Consider the following 14,333-nt stretch of genomic DNA (forward strand, 5'->3'; position numbering starts at 1 on the left):
GGTCCTCCTCAGTACTCGCCGCCGTCGTCGGGGATGGTGTAGAAGGGGAAGACCAGGTTGCGCTGGTCGTTCGTCGCCTTCGGGGTGTACTGGATGTCGATGTACACCAGCGACCCGTTGTCCGGGTCCGGGCGGACGCTCACGTCCTCCACCTCGACGCGGGGTTCCCAGCGGCGCAACGCGTACCGCACCACCTCGACCAGGCCGCTCGCGAGATCGACGTCGACGTTGCCGAAGACGAAGTCCCGCAGCGGGCAGCCGAACTCGGGCCGCATCGGGCGTTCGCCGGGGTAGGTCGAGAGGATCAGCTGCATCGCCTGGACGAGTTCGGCGTGCCCCTCGGCCATCGCGATGCCGCCGGTGGGGCCGACGCCGAGCGGGAACGCCCAGCCGCGGCCGATGAACTGGTCCACCACGGGCTCGGTCACGGGCACCTCCTTTCAGTTGAGCTCGATCTGGCGGCCGTTGATCCGCACCGTGGCGCCGCTGGTGATGCTGACCCCGCCGGTGGCGTCGAACTTCAGCTGCCCACCGGCGACCGACACGTCCCCCTGGCCCGCGTCGATCCGGATCGGGCCGTCCCCGGTCTTGAGGACCAGCTCGCCGCCGGGCCCGCAGCTGATGGTCAGCGTGCCCTGGGCCGTCTTGTGCGTGGCCGGATCGGGCGCGCAGGTCAGGTCGACCGAGCCGGCGACGTTGTCGATGACCAGGGCGAGCTTCTCGCCGAGCCCGCCGAGCACCACGCGGGACTTCTCGGCCGCCTTCAACGGCGCCGGGCCCGCGGCCGAGGGCGGCAGGCCGTCCTGGAACACCAGCTGGGACCCGGTCGAGGTGTAGATCCCCCGCTCCACCACCGACCGCACCGACCCGGCGTCGCCGAGGAAGGCCCGCGCCTCGGCGAACCGGGTCGAGGTGTTGTGGAGGCCGCCCAGCACGTAGGGCCGGCGGGGGTCGCCGAACTCGAACGCGACCAGCACCTCGTCGTTCACCTCGGGCAGGAACACCGCGCCGCCGCGGCCGCCGAGGCCGAACTGCGTGGTCCGCGCCCAGTCGGTGACGAACGTCGCCGACAGCCAGGGCAGCGACACCTTCACGCGGCCGCGTGCTTCGGGGTCGTCGATGTCGCTGACGATCCCGCAGACCACCCCGGGGATCCGGCCGGCGCCGGTGCCGCCGCCGGCCCCGGCGACCAGGCCCAGCGTCGAGCGGTCCTGCCGGCCGCTGACCACGAAGTGCGTGTGGTAGCCGCCGTCCTCGAGGTCGAACACGTGCCGGGCGTTGGTGATCGTCCACACCCCGGCGAACTGGGCCGGCACGCCCTTGACGGTCAGCCGGGTCCCCGCCTGGACCTCCGGGTTGCCGGCGACGGTGCCGGTGGCCTCGGCGAACGTGCTCGCGATCTGCTCGGCGAGACCGGCGGCCATCCGGTCCACCGAGCGCTGGGCGTCGGCGCCCCGGGCGACGGGCCGGTCGACGACGGCGAACGTGTTCTCTCCACCGCTGTCGGCGGCGAGCAGCGCCTGGCGCTTGGCCGCCAGGCCCGGCTGACCCGACCTCGGCCGGGTCAGGGGGTTGGGCGTCGTGGTGAACTTCTCGGCCAGCTCGGCGGGCCCCTGGTCCAGATCCGCCGTCACGGAAGTGAGTTTCGCCGCCCCCACCACGGTCTTCGTCGTGTCCGGGTCCCAGACGCGCACCTCGACCGTCGACGGGAGGTTGGCCGCGGAGACCCGCGGGGCGAAGGACAGCAGGTCCTCCTTGAACGTCACAGTGACCTCCTTGGTCCCCGTGGCGATCGCGGCCAGCGCCGAAGTGACGCCGGAGGCCGGACCGGCCGTGGCGACCGCCTTGCGGAAGTGGAACTTCCCGTCGGCGATCAGCACCTCGTGGCCGATCTCGCGGGCCCGCTGCTGGAGGAACTCCCAGTCGGTCTGGTCGGTCTGGGCGAGGTGCTCGTGGGTGACGCCGGTGTGCTCGATGGTCCCGATCTCGAGCCCCGCGGCCTCCGCGAGGGTCCGCGCGATCCCCGAGTCGGAGACGTTGCTGAAGACATGGCTGTGCTTGGCCCGCTGCAGCCGGTGCGTCTTCTCGTAGCCCCGCGCGATCGTGTACATGATGGACTCGTCGCAGCGGGCCTCGAGCGCGGTGACCTCGCCGGTGATCAGCACGACGTCCTGCGCGCCGTCGCCGATCTCGACGGTCGCGCCGATCACCAGGCCGGCGTCGTCGAGCGCGGTACCGCCGTCGGTGTCGTCGAGCAGGGTGATCTCGAACATGTCGGGCAGGTGCTGATGGGTGTCGACGACCACGCGGACCGGGGGTTCGGCGGTGTCCGGCCAGTCGGCACCGTCGACGGTGATCCGGGCCAGCACGGTCAGGGACAGCTCTTCGAGCCGTCCGGCGTCGGGGAGGAGCGAGGATGCGGCGGCGGGCAGCGTCATCTCCGGGTCACCTCCGTTCGCCGGGGTGGGGCAGGTAGAGCACCCGGCCGGGCCGGACCCGCAGCGGGTCGTCGATGCCGTTGCTCTCCGCGAGCTCCCGCCAGGTGCCGGGGCTGCCGTAGCGCTCGGTGGCGATCTGCTGCAGGGTCTCCCCCGCGGTCACCATGTGCCCGCTGCGCCCGGGCGGGCCGCCGGAAGTGGGGTTGGTCGGGTAGGAGTCGATGAAGTTCGGCTGCTCCTTCAGGTCCAGGGACACCTTGGCGCGGATCGGGATCCCCAGGTCGGTGAACCTGGTGTAGGACACGGTGACGCTCTGCAGCATCACGGTGTAGAGGAACGCGGCGGTCGGCGGGCCCCAGGAGAACGCCAGCATCGGCAGCCGGGTGGCGAGGTCCTGGCTGATCAGGCCGAGCTTCTTGACGTTGCGCGCCGGCTTGTTCCGCGCGCCCTTGAGCGAGCTCTTCCCAGTGCGCCGGGCGACGTTGGCCGCACCACCGAGCGTGGCGCCCACCTGGCTGCCGCCCGGGCTGGCCCAGCCGAGCAGGGTGTCGCACCGCGGCTTGGTGTCCATCCCGGTGAAGGTGATGTCGCCGACGGTGATGGTGCTGGCCTCGCTCTTCTTGAACTGGCTGCCGGTGGCGCCGCGCGGTTTGGTCGTGCGCGGGCCCACCATCCCCCGGGTCTTCAGGTCGACCCGGCGTTGCAGCTGGATCTTGGTGGGGTTGAAGTCGAACACGACGATGCCGGGCATCATCACGTCGAGGCTGGTCAGCATCGCCTTGGCCTGGCCGGCCCCGAGGTCGTCGAATCCTTCGGCCATCGGATCACCCTTCGCTGTGCAGGAATCCTTCGTGGACGAGCTCCAGGGCCTCGATCGCGAACTCGCTCGACTTCGCGTCCAGGTCCGGCCCCTTCCACGACTTCGGGAACACGTTCTGGAGGGTCCACTTCAGAACTTCCTGGTTCGACGCGTCGAACAGGGTGATGGTCGCCGAACCGCCCCGGTAGGAACCGTCGCCGTTGACCCAGTTGTCGACCATGTCCCGCAACCACCCCTGGACGGCCTTCGAGCCGTCGGGCGTCATCACGCGTTCGAGCCGGACCGTCTGGTACTTCAGCCCGTTCGGCAGGTAAGCCTGGGTCTCGTAGTGCCCGCCGTCGACCACGTTCTCGGTCTCGAAGTCGACCGCGATCCCCTTGCAGCTGCGCCAGAAACCGAGGTCGATCTTCTGGGCGGCGTCCTGGGTGACCACGCCGAAGCGCATCGTCATCCCGAGCGACGGTCCCTTGCCGCGCCCCGCGCCGGCGCCCCGCCCCGGTGGCATGAACAGGTCGGAAGCCACGGCTCAGACCGCCTTCTGCTCGTCGTCGAGGAAGCCGAGGTGCTGCAGTTCGAGCGTCTCCAGCGCGACCTTGCTCGAGCCGGCCTCGAACCCGGCGATGCTCCACTTGGCCGGGACGACGTTGCGCAGCTCCCACTCGGTGACCGCGTCGTTGTTGGCGTCGTAGAGCTTCAGGGTGCCGGTGTAGAACTTGGGCTTGGTCGCGCCCTCGTTCAGCCACTTCTTCACCACGTTGGTGTCCTTGCACGCGGCCCGTTCCAGCTTGATCGTCTGGTACTTCGTGTTGCCCGGGTAGTACCAGCGGTGGTTCCACGAGTCGCCGGCGCGGTACTCGGCGACGTCCCAGGTGACGTCCAGGCCGGTGACCTTCGACCAGGAGCCCAGGTCGTAGGCCCCCTGGTCGATCACCACCTTGAACCGGTTCGCCATCGCGAGCAGCTGCTTGTCGTCACCCTTGATCGCCATCGCCTTCTCCTAGCTGCTCTCTCAGAATCGGATGTCCCGCAGATACCCGTGCCGCTCGCGGTCGACCAGGACGTCGGAATTCAGCTTCTGCTTCACGAAGCGGTAGATCTGCTCGACCAGTTCGGCCGAGTCGATGTCCGCGGGGTCGATCTGCGGTCGCCCCGAGTCGGTCAGCGTCCGGCCGATCCCGGTGCGCACGACCGGGCCGTCCCCCCGGCGGCCGCCGAACAGGTACGAGTCGTCGTGCTCGTCGTCCGCGGTCTTCTCCTCGGCCGGCTTTTCCGGCTCGGGTGGGAGTTCGAGGATTTCCCGCTCGGTCTTGCGGTCGAACCGGAACCCGAGCATGCCGCCCCAGGTTTCGGCCAGGTCGAGCCCGACCTCGCGGCCCCACTGGCCGGAGTCCCGGAGTCTGCGCTCTTCGCGTTCCTGCTCGGCCTCTTCGGCTTCTTCCTTTTCCGCGGCGAGCCGGCTCGCCGACGACGAACTGGCCATCGCGGGCAGCTTCTTGCTCGCGCTCGCGCCACCGGCGTCGAGCGCGCCGCCCAGACCGAGCGACGGCTTGCCGGCCTTCGCTGTGCCCGAGGTGGGCGCGGCGGGGCCCGTGGTCTCGGTGGCCCCGGCCGGCTCGGCGTCGTCGTCCGGTGTCCCGGTGAGGCTGAACCGGGGCAGGCCCACCGGCTTCGCGCTCCCGGCGGACGCGTCCGCCGGGCCGGCGGCCGCCTGCCGCCGTGCGGCACCCGCCCCCGCGGACGACGAACCGGCCCCGGACTCCTCCTCGGCCTTCGCCGGTCGTGCGGACTTCTCGTCGGCTTCCGGGTCCAGGCCGAGGATTTCGCGTTCGGTCTCCCGGTCGAACCGGAACCCGAGCATGCCGCCCCAGGTCTCGGCCAGACTCAGCCCGACCTCCCGGCCCCACTGACCGTAGGACTCCAGCTCACGGTCCTTGCCGAACACCTCCTCGCCGTCCGCCGACGCCGGGTCGCCGAACACGGTGGCCTGCTTGGTCTCCCAGAGGTAGGCGGCGAGTTTCTCGACGCTGTCGTGGGACAGGACGGCGCGCGGGTTGAGGAGGTTGTACTGCTTGGCGAGCTCACCGAGCTCGTACCGGAGCTCGGTTTCGCTGGCGTTCTCCCACCGGAGCGGGACGAGGTCCTCGTTGGACGCCAGGAAGTGCGCCAGCGCCCGGGCCTGCTCCTCGGGCTCGAAGACCTGCTCGTTGCGCCGGACGTTGATGTCGCGGAACAGGTCCTTGAGCTCCGCCCGGGTTTCGTCTTCGTCGACCGCGGCCCGCTGCACGGAGTCGGCCAGGACCGCGTCGGGCACGACGTCGCCGAAGACCAGGGCCGTGCCGTCCCGGTGGGCGACACCGCGCCGGACGAGCTCCTCGGCGATCCGCTCGGCGTAGGCCTCGGGGTCGAGGACGTCCGCCGGTTCCGCGGCGAGCGGGCGCGGCGGTGCGGCCGGGTGCACCATCCGGACGTCGCCGCCGAAGTCGCGTTCGGTCTCCCGGGCCTGGTTCTCCAGGTTCCGGCCGTCGGCGCTGTGCTCGTGCGCGACGGTGGTCGTCGTGCGCTGCTGCACCACGTGGGTCAGCTCGTGGGCGAGCAGCGACCGGGCCTGCCGCCCCTCGATCGGCCCGGCTTCGGCGGGCAGGTAGACCTCGCCGCGAGCGGTGAACGCCCGCGCGTTCAACGCCGAGGCGCGGTGCGACACCTCGGGCCCGCGGTGCACGGGCACCTGGGTCACGTCGGTGCCGAACCGGCGCCGGAAGTGGTCGGCGATGTCCCCGGGCACGCTCGCCGGCCCGGCCGGGCTGGGCAGGTCGGCGGCCAGCTGCTCCGGCCGTTCGGGCAGCCGCGCGGTGGCGGGGTGGCCGAGGACCCGGTAGGCGGGCCGCGCCGGCGCCGTGGCCGGGTCACGGTGGCCCGCGGCCGGTTCCGGCGGCGGGGCGACGACCGGCTCGGGCCGGGGCGGCCGGGGTCGCGGTCGCGGGGGCGGCGCGGGCGGGACCTCCGGCGCCCGGTCCCCGTCGTCCTCCGGTTCGTCGTCGGAGTCCGCCGCGGCCGCGCTCCCGGGCTCGCCCGGCCGCGGGTGGCTCAGCGCGGGCTGCCCGAGCCCGACCCGCCTGCTCTGGCCGAGGTTGCGACGCCGGGGCCGCGGGTCGGGCTCGGGCGGCGCCGGGTGGGTGAGGAACGCCGGGAGGGGGCCGCCGGACCCGGTCTCCTCCGGCGGCGGCGGGGTGGCCCGCAGCCACGCCGGGGCGCGGAACGGCTCGTCCGGCTCCCGCGCCTGTCCGACGTAGGTGTCGGTCGCCCGCGTCAGGACGGGGTGGGTCAGCCGGGGCGCGGCGGGCGCGGGCCGGTGGGCCGGGTGCGGGGACGCCGGCGGGCCGCCGGTCCCCGGGTCCGCCACGGCCCGGGCGGTGGCCAGGCCGTGGACCAGGCCCCGCGCCACCGGGACGTCGTGCTCGACGGCGTGCTTGCGCACGAGCAGCGCCCGGGTGGTGGCGATCTCGGGCGGCACCCGCAGCCGGGTCCCGACCAGCGGTGCGATGAGCGGGATGGTCGGGCGCAACGTCGCGACGGCGGCCCAGGACGGCCGGGGCGCGGCGGGCGCCGGCGAGCGGGGGGCGGGCGGTGACTCCGGGACCACGGGTCCGGGGGTCCGGCGCCGGAACGGCCAGGGCATGGGTGCTTCCTCGGGGATCGAGGCCGGTCATCCGGCGTTGATGACGTCGTGGATCTTCGAGATCTCGCCGATCACCGTCAGGCGGTGCGCGTGTTCGAGGTCGAGGATCGTGTCGAGCGGCCAGTGGAAGTAGTAAGCGACGTACGCGACCTCCTCCCAGAGGCGGTCGGCCGCGTACGTCACGATCCCCCCGGGGCATCACCCGCCACGTCGACGGCGAAGGCGTGCCCGCACGACGGGCAGCCGACCTCGACCGCGGTGTGCCCCTCCTGGTTCACCCGCCGGTAGAGGTCCTGGAGGAACGCCAGGTCGGAGGCGAACAGGCTCTCGATGACGAACGAGTCGACCGCCGTCACCGACCCCAGCCCGGTCACCGTGCGCTCGAGCAGCAGCACCGTGAGGTAGGCGGGGTTCTGCCGGACGCGGGGGTCGTTCTGCGGGGCCAGCTCGTCGCGCGCGGTGGCCAGGCGCATCACACCTTCGCGGTGGACGTGACCCGCTTCGTCGACGTACCCGCGCGGCAACGTGAACGGGTACTCGGTGCGCAGGGACCCGGTGTCGTGGTCCGGGCGGGGCATCGCCGCGGTGCTCACGGCGACACCCGCTGGAGGTGCTCGCAGACGATGGTGACCGTCTCCATCAGCACCTCGCTGCTGCCGGCGCGCAGGGCGCCGACCTCCAGCTTGGACGGCCACGCGTTCTCGAGGTAGTACCGGGCCACCGGTTTGCCGTCGAAGTTGTACATCACCAGCGAGCAGCTCTTGCGCGCGGCGGCGATGTTGCCCATCAGCACCGCCTGGTGCCACGACCACAGTTCCATGCCCATGGTCTTGCCCCGCTTGAGCACGACCGTCGGCGGCTTCGCTTTGCCGGGCAGCTTCTTGAAGCTGATCTCCCGGTCCGAAGAGGACATGTAGTCGACGGGTTCGACTTCGGTGGTGATGCCCGAGAGCTCCGAGAACGAGGCGACCTCGTAGCCGTCGATGGTGATGGAGAACCGCGCCGCGGTGAGGGCGTCCTGCGACTGCTGCGGTCCGAGCCCTGCTGTCATGCTGACCTCATTCCTCGAGTGACGATCCGTCGGAGAACTGCGAGATGCGGAAGACCACGAACTCGGCCGGCTTGACCGGCGCGATGCCGATCTCGACCGTCAGGATGCCCTGGTCCCGGGATTCGGCGGGGTTGTTCTCTTCGTCGCACTTGACGAAGAACGACTCGTTCGGGGTCCGCCCGAACAAGGCGCCGTCCCGCCACACGCCGCGCAGGAACATCGTGATCGTGCGCTTGACCGAGTCCCAGAGCTTGGGGTCGTTCGGTTCGAACACCACCCAGTTCGTGCCCTGCAGGATCGACTCTTCGACGAAGTTGAACAACCGGCGCACGTTCAGGTAGCGCCATTCCGGATCGCTCGAGAGCGTCCGCGCTCCCCAGACGCGGATGCCCTGCCCGGGGAAGGACCGCAGGCAGTTCACCGCGACCGGGTTGAGCAGGTCGTGCTCCCCCTTGGTGATCGCCAGTTCCAGCGAGATGGCGCCGCGCACGATCTCGTTGGCCGGTGCCTTGTGGACGCCGCGGGTGGCGTCGTTGCGCGCCCAGATCCCGGCGACGTGCCCGCTGGGCGGCACGTGCACCGGCCGCCCGCCGACCGGGTCCATGACCTTGACCCACGGCCAGTACATCGCCGCGAACTTGCTGTCGTAGCCGGTGATCTCGGTGCGCCAGTTCTTGACCTGCTGGGCGCCGAGCCCGGCCGGGGTGTCGAGGATGGCGACGCGGTCGGCCATCAGCTCGCAGTGGGCGATCATGGCCAGCTGCACGGCCTTGACACCGTCGGAATCGATCGCGCCCTGCTGGTGGCTGGCCATGAGGTCGGGCACGCACAGCATGGTGATCTCGTCGATGGCCTCGAGCCCGGCGAAACCGGTGCGGTCGGCCGCGTTCCCGACGTAGTCCTGGGCCCCGACGTCCTGGCTCTGCTCGGCGACGACCCCGGCGAGCGGGACCAGTTCGTTCTTCTGCGGCAGCGCGACCGCGCCGGCGGACTTGGCCTCCTCGACGGCGATCAGCTTGGACCGCTGCTTGACCGCGGTGGCGACGTTGTTGCTGCCGCGCTTCATGGACACGTTGTCGAAGGTCTCGACGACCTCACCGGCGCGCTTGACGACCAGCCGGAAGTTGTCGTCGGTGTTCTCGCTGGCCTCGCCGATCTCCACCGACAGCTGCTCGCCTTCGGCACCGGCTTCGATGGCGCGGACGGTGAAGGCGCGCTTGCCGTCACCGCCGATCGCCGGCACCTCGGCCCGCGCGGCGACGGGCTTGGCCTCCCCGTCGGGACCGACGCGGACGACGTAGGCGACGCCACCGCCGTTGAGGAAGTAACCGTAGACGGCCGGGGCGAGGTACGAACCGGTCACGAAGTCCCCGAAGACCTGGGTGAACTGGCTCCAGTTCGTCACCAGGGTCGGTTCGTTGAGCGGTCCCTTCTCGGCGAACCCGACGAACGCGCACACCGCGGTGCCGACCCCCTCGATGGGCCTCGAGCCGGACGCGACTTCCTCCATGTACACGCCGGGTGCGAGATAGCTGGGCATTGGGCCTCCCTGGGCTGACTTGCTGCCGCTGGCTGAGCTTCACATCCGCGAAGCCGATCAAGGTGCTCGCTCGGCCACGCGGACCGGGCAGAGGGGTTTACCCGTTCGGGCAACCGGCCGGAGCGACCGCGCCGTGTCCCGGTCGGGGACACGGCGCGGCCCGCGGCCGGGCTCAGGCCGCGTCAAGGGGGTACGGGACCCCGAATTCGAACGAGTCGTCGTGGGTGTGGATCCGCCACAGCAGCCCGTCGCCCCGGCTGTGGGCATGCCCGAAGTAGAGAGGCTCGTCGGGCACCTGCGTCCGGTCCAGGTGCTCCTCGGCCCACTCCTGAAGCCCGTTGTCCACGAGGTCGCGCCAGAAGTCCACCGGGACCTCGTCCGGCAGGGGTTCGAGGGACCGGCATTGCCAGAGGAGCACGGTGAGCGGGCCGAGCCGGTCCTCGGCGCCGGCGAGCGGGTGCGGGCCGTCGGAGATCCGGGCCCGGCCTTCCGCCGTGACGGCGATCCTCGCTTCTCCCAGCAGGAAGTGGCCGTCGACGGTCGCGCGGACGTGGGTCCGGAAGTAGAAGTACCCGTCTTCGTCGCCCAGGAACTGCTCGGTGAGCACGGGCGCGGTCATCGGAAGGGCCTGGCCCTGTGGGCCGAGTGCCGTCACGAAGTACTCGTCGATCTGGAACAGCTCGCTTTCCCGCTCGAACGCCTTGACGACGAATCCGGCGGCCCTGGTGCGGTCGTCCGGGGTGAACCGGCCGTTCCAGACCCAGCCGCGTTCGCCGTTCAGGTCGACGTAGAACGCGTCGTGGCCGGCGTCGTAGCCGTGCACCGTCACTTCGCGGTCCGGGTTCTCGCCGATCGCGTCGAGCTCGGACCACGCGTGCTTGAGCGCTTCGAGCAGCCGTTGCCGCCGCTGCGGCTCGGTGACGCGCAGCTCCTTCGGGTTCAGCTGCTCGCCCCACTTCACGACCAGTCCGAGCCCCTGGATCACCTCGCCGACCACCGGCATCGCGGTGACGACCTTCATCTTCGCGGTGTCGTCCCTGAGCACCTTCATCGCGGACCGCGCGCCGACGTCCAGGAGGCCGGGCAGGCCCGCCGCCACGCCGCCGGCGACGGCGGACCCGGTGCCCGGCGCGCCGTCCTCGGCTGCCGCTTCCGCGGCCTCCTTGGCGTCGAGTTCCTTCAGCTTCGCGACGTATTCGGCGCCGAGGTGCCGCTCGACCGTCTCGCGGTCGCCGGCCGCCGAGTAGGCCACCAGACCCCGGATCAGCTCGGCGACGATCGTGTGCGCCGCGCTGATCGCGGAGCTGACCAGCGCGGTGACCTCCGGCGCGAGCGGGAACGCGGCCACGCCGGCGAGCCCGGCGGACACCACGCACATCCGCAGGGTCCAGACGAGGGTTTCGGCACCGAGCAGGCAGCCGTTGACCACCGGGAAGGCCGAAGCGAAGTCTTCCTTGAGCTTTCCCGCGGTGCTCTTGCGCGCCCACGCGTCGCACAGCTTCGCGGCCCGCACGGTGGCGTCGCCGAGGTTCTCCAGCGCGGCGAGGTAGTTCCGCCAGGCCGTCCCGAGTTCCTCGTACTGCGCGGGTCCGATCAGGGGCGCGGGGTCGTTCCGGGTGTCCCGGTCCCGCACCCGTTTCGGGTCGAGACCCCGCAGCACCCCGGTCGTGCGGCGCAGTTCGCCCTCGCACGACATGAGCGCGGTGTACGCGGCTTCGAGGAGTGCTTTGGCCTCGTCGCGGGACTTCCAGCCTTCGGCCTCGGCGTAGGCGGAATAGGTCGCGGCGAAGACGGGCTTGATCCCGGCGGTGGCGGCCAGCATCCTCGCTTCGACCGCGATCAGCCCCTTGACGTCGTCCGGCCCGAACCGCGCGACGCGCCGGGCGGTGCTCGCCCCCACGAGCCGCCGTTCGGCCTCGGCCCCGACGTCCGCCTTCTTGGTGGCTTTCACCTGGGCGCCGATCTTCTCCCGCAGTTTCGCGCACGTGTCCAGGAACGCCGGGAACGCGCCGTTCCAGGCTGCTTCGTCGGCCTTGCCCAGCTCCTTCGCCAGCGCTGTGTAACTCCGGCCGTGGTCCCGGAACCACTTGCGCAGGGCCTTGAACGAGTCCGCGCTGTCGCGGTCCTGGCCGGCGAGCCACGCCGCGAAGAGGTTCCGCCAGTCGGGGTTGTCGTTCTTCATCAGCTCGCGCAGGTTCTTCGGCCGGCTCTCCTCGACGACGAACCGCACCCGCATGTCCGGTGGCAGCCAGGAAAAGCCGCCGGAGAGCGTGCCGGCGGGCACCGCGTACCGCTCCCGCTCGACCTGCTCGGCGAGGGCCGCGAGGTGGTCGCGAATCCGCTGGCAGAACTCGCGGAACCGGCCGATCAGGTCGTTCCACTGGCGTTCGTTCGCCTTGGTCAAGGCCGGGTACTTCGCGGTGCGCTCGTGGGTCTTGATCAGGTCCTCGAACGCCCGCGCCGCGCCGGTCCCGGCTTCGCCGCTCACCTCCGACAGCCAGTGCGTGAACAGCCGGCGCCACCGCCGGTCCTTGCCCAGCAGCTCCTTCAGGCTGCTCGGGCGGCTCTCGTGCACCACGAAGCCGAGCTGAAAATCGGGCGGCAGGAACGTGAGATCGAGGTCGGTGGCGGGTTTCGGCTTCGTCATCGTCGCGCTCCCAGCGGTCCGGAGAACCGCAGTATCGCGCCGCGGGCGGACCACCCGGGGTGGCTCGCGGCGAAGGCGGAAGGGCACTCGGGCGGTGCGCTTTCGGGCACGCACACCGCATCCGTGCCCCATCGGGCACCCGGCGGTGCTCGTGGGCCGGACACCCGGCGCCTCTGCGGCGTCGCCTGAGCACCTCGACCACGACGGGTGCCCGTCCGGGCAGCGTCGGTGCACCCGCCGGTGCGCGACCGCTCACCGGAGACGGGCCGCCCGGGCCGCACGCTGGAGCGGTGATCCGAGACGTGGACGACGCCGTGAGCGCGCTGCTGCGGCGCTACCTGGACGACGAGACGGTCGTGAGCCTCGGCCGGCCGGGCGCCGAGCCGCCGGGCGAGCACGCGGTGCTGCACCTGGTCCTGCACGGCATCGCCGAGGCGGCCGACGGCCGCGGCGCCGCCGAGTGGAGCGAGGTCCGGGACGCCCGTGGGCAGGTCGTCGGCCGGCAGCCCCCGCTGCGGCGCTACCGGATGCGGTACGTGATCTCCGCGCGAGCGGCCACACCGGAGGCCGAGCACGCGGCACTCGACACCGTCCTCGCCGCGTGCGCGATCCACGACGTGCTGCCCGGCGACGTCGCCGGCGAACGGCTGGCCGCGACCGGGTTCCCGGTGACCCTGGAGATCACCGGGCCGGCGGCGGCGCACCCGGGCGAGCTCGGCACCGGGCCCGGCGGCGCCCACCTCCTGCTGGACGTGACCGCGCCGCTGCTGCCCCCGATGCTCACCGACATCCCGGCGAAGGTCGAGCAGCTGCAGCTGGAGGCCGGCGCGCACGACGAGCGGGCCCGCGACCGGACGGTCGCCGGGCACTGGCGCTCGGTGCGGACCGCGCCGGACTCGCGCTGGTCGAAGGTGCGCGTGCGGGAACGCGTCCGGCCGGGGGACGACCGGACGCGGGAGGCGGAATGAGCACGCCGGTCCGGCGGTACATCACCCGGGAACCGGTGGTGCCGCAGCGGGAGACCCGGTTCGGCTACCGGCGCCCGCTCGCGCTCGCGGGCGTGTCGGTGTCGATCGCCGCGCTGGTCGCGTCCCTGGCCCTCGGCTCCGCCGGCGACACCGTGCTTTCGACGGCCGCGCAGGACGAACCCGCGCCCGCGCCGGCCGGGACGCCCGCGCTGCCGGTGGTGCCGGTACTGCCGCTGCAGAACGCGATCCCGGTCGTGCCGCCGATCGCGGCGCTGCCCGGCGGTTCCGACCAGCCGGTGGTGCCGGCCCTGGCCGTGGCCGGGATCCCGGCCACGGCGCTGCAGGCCTACCAGCGCGGTGCCGCGCTGCTCGCGACGGCCGACCCCGGCTGCGGGCTGAGCTGGACCGTGCTGGCCGCGATCGGGCGGGTGGAGACCAACCACGGCCGGTTCGGCGGGTCGGCGTTGCGCGCGGACGGCGAGACCACGATCCCGATCCGCGGGCCGCAGCTGACCGGCAGCCCGTTCGCGCTGGTGCGCGACACCGACCGCGGCGCGCTCGACGGCGACCCGGGCTACGACCGCGCGGTCGGGCCCATGCAGTTCCTGCCCGGGACCTGGCGGTCGCTGAAGGCGGACGGCAACCTCGACGGCCGTTCCGACCCGGACAACATCTTCGACGCCGCGCTGGCCGCGGGTCTGTACCTGTGCAGCGGCCCGGGCGACCTGCGGGACGACGCGCAGCTGCGCACCGCGGTGCTGCGGTACAACCACTCCGACGACTACGCGGACACCGTGCTGGCGCTGGCGAAGTCGTACGGGTCGGGGTACGTCACGACCACCGGCGGTCCGGTGCCGCCGGTGCCCGGCGCCCCGGCGACAGCCGGTCCCGGTGCCGGACCGGCCGGTGCCGCCGCGGTCCCGGCACCCCCACCGGCCGGCACCGTCAGCGGCCCGGGCGCGTTCGTCCCGGACTCGGGTACCCCGGAGCCCGGCGCCACGGTGCCCGCCACCGGCCCGGGTGCACCGGCGACGACCGCGCCGGTGAGCACGGTCGCGCCCCCGGCCGCCACCCCGCCCGCGGAGACCACCGCGGCACCCACGAGCCCGCCGGCGGCACCGGCGGAAACCCCGAGCACACCGCCGCCCCTGCTGTCGCTGTCGGTGCTCGGCGTGACGGTGTCCCTACCCTGA

Annotated in this window: 13 protein-coding genes; 2 read left to right on the forward strand and 11 right to left on the reverse strand. The window is 72.3% G+C overall.

Going from position 1 to position 14,333, the window contains the following annotated elements; translation table 11 throughout:
• Positions 1-8 precede the first annotated feature (8 nt).
• From OHS18_RS05990 to OHS18_RS06040, 11 genes are all read right to left on the reverse strand, one after another.
• A complete protein-coding gene (locus OHS18_RS05990) occupies positions 9-428 on the reverse strand; it encodes a GPW/gp25 family protein (protein ID WP_328455237.1) in 420 nt (139 codons plus the stop codon).
• A gap of 12 nt (positions 429-440) precedes the next feature.
• Positions 441-2,438, reverse strand: coding sequence for a phage baseplate assembly protein V (locus OHS18_RS05995; protein WP_328455235.1), 1,998 nt, complete (start codon positions 2,436-2,438; stop codon positions 441-443).
• A 7-nt stretch (positions 2,439-2,445) separates the two neighbouring features.
• Positions 2,446-3,258: a LysM peptidoglycan-binding domain-containing protein gene (locus OHS18_RS06000; RefSeq protein ID WP_328616248.1), complete on the reverse strand. Its 813-nt coding sequence runs from the start codon at positions 3,256-3,258 to the stop codon at positions 2,446-2,448.
• Positions 3,259-3,262: 4 nt separating this feature from the next.
• Positions 3,263-3,781, reverse strand: coding sequence for a phage tail protein (locus tag OHS18_RS06005; RefSeq protein WP_328616249.1), 519 nt, complete (start codon positions 3,779-3,781; stop codon positions 3,263-3,265).
• 3 nt (positions 3,782-3,784) lie between these two features.
• Entirely contained in the window at positions 3,785-4,246 is a 462-nt protein-coding gene (locus OHS18_RS06010; RefSeq protein WP_328455229.1) for a phage tail protein, read from the reverse strand.
• Between the two features lie 21 nt (positions 4,247-4,267).
• The gene (locus tag OHS18_RS06015) at positions 4,268-6,934 is read right to left on the reverse strand and encodes an eCIS core domain-containing protein (RefSeq protein ID WP_328616250.1); all 2,667 of its coding nucleotides are present in this window, start codon (positions 6,932-6,934) and stop codon (positions 4,268-4,270) included.
• A gap of 27 nt (positions 6,935-6,961) precedes the next feature.
• A complete protein-coding gene (locus tag OHS18_RS06020; protein WP_328455225.1) occupies positions 6,962-7,117 on the reverse strand; it encodes a DUF6760 family protein in 156 nt (51 codons plus the stop codon).
• The gene (locus tag OHS18_RS06025) at positions 7,114-7,512 is read right to left on the reverse strand and encodes a phage tail assembly protein (RefSeq protein ID WP_328458932.1); all 399 of its coding nucleotides are present in this window, start codon (positions 7,510-7,512) and stop codon (positions 7,114-7,116) included. The genes OHS18_RS06020 and OHS18_RS06025 overlap by 4 nt, the downstream gene beginning before the upstream one ends.
• 11 nt (positions 7,513-7,523) lie before the next feature.
• Positions 7,524-7,985 carry a phage tail protein gene (locus OHS18_RS06030; RefSeq protein ID WP_328455223.1) on the reverse strand — a complete coding sequence of 154 codons (462 nt, stop codon included), beginning with the start codon at positions 7,983-7,985 and terminating at the stop codon, positions 7,524-7,526.
• A gap of 7 nt (positions 7,986-7,992) precedes the next feature.
• Positions 7,993-9,525: a phage tail sheath family protein gene (locus OHS18_RS06035; protein WP_328455221.1), complete on the reverse strand. Its 1,533-nt coding sequence runs from the start codon at positions 9,523-9,525 to the stop codon at positions 7,993-7,995.
• A 172-nt stretch (positions 9,526-9,697) separates the two neighbouring features.
• A complete protein-coding gene (locus tag OHS18_RS06040; protein WP_328616251.1) occupies positions 9,698-12,172 on the reverse strand; it encodes a hypothetical protein in 2,475 nt (824 codons plus the stop codon).
• A 290-nt stretch (positions 12,173-12,462) separates the two neighbouring features.
• Between OHS18_RS06040 and OHS18_RS06045 the strand changes: the two genes are divergently transcribed.
• Together OHS18_RS06045 and OHS18_RS06050 are read left to right on the forward strand one after the other, a co-directional pair.
• On the forward strand, positions 12,463-13,140 hold the full coding sequence (locus tag OHS18_RS06045; protein WP_328616252.1) for a Pvc16 family protein: 678 nt from the start codon (positions 12,463-12,465) through the stop codon (positions 13,138-13,140).
• Positions 13,137-14,333, forward strand: a complete 1,197-nt coding sequence (locus tag OHS18_RS06050) for a lytic transglycosylase domain-containing protein (RefSeq protein ID WP_328616253.1) — start codon at positions 13,137-13,139, stop codon at positions 14,331-14,333. Before OHS18_RS06045 ends, OHS18_RS06050 begins: the two co-directional genes overlap by 4 nt.

This window comes from Amycolatopsis sp. NBC_00355 (genome assembly GCF_036104975.1).
GTDB lineage: Bacteria > Actinomycetota > Actinomycetes > Mycobacteriales > Pseudonocardiaceae > Amycolatopsis.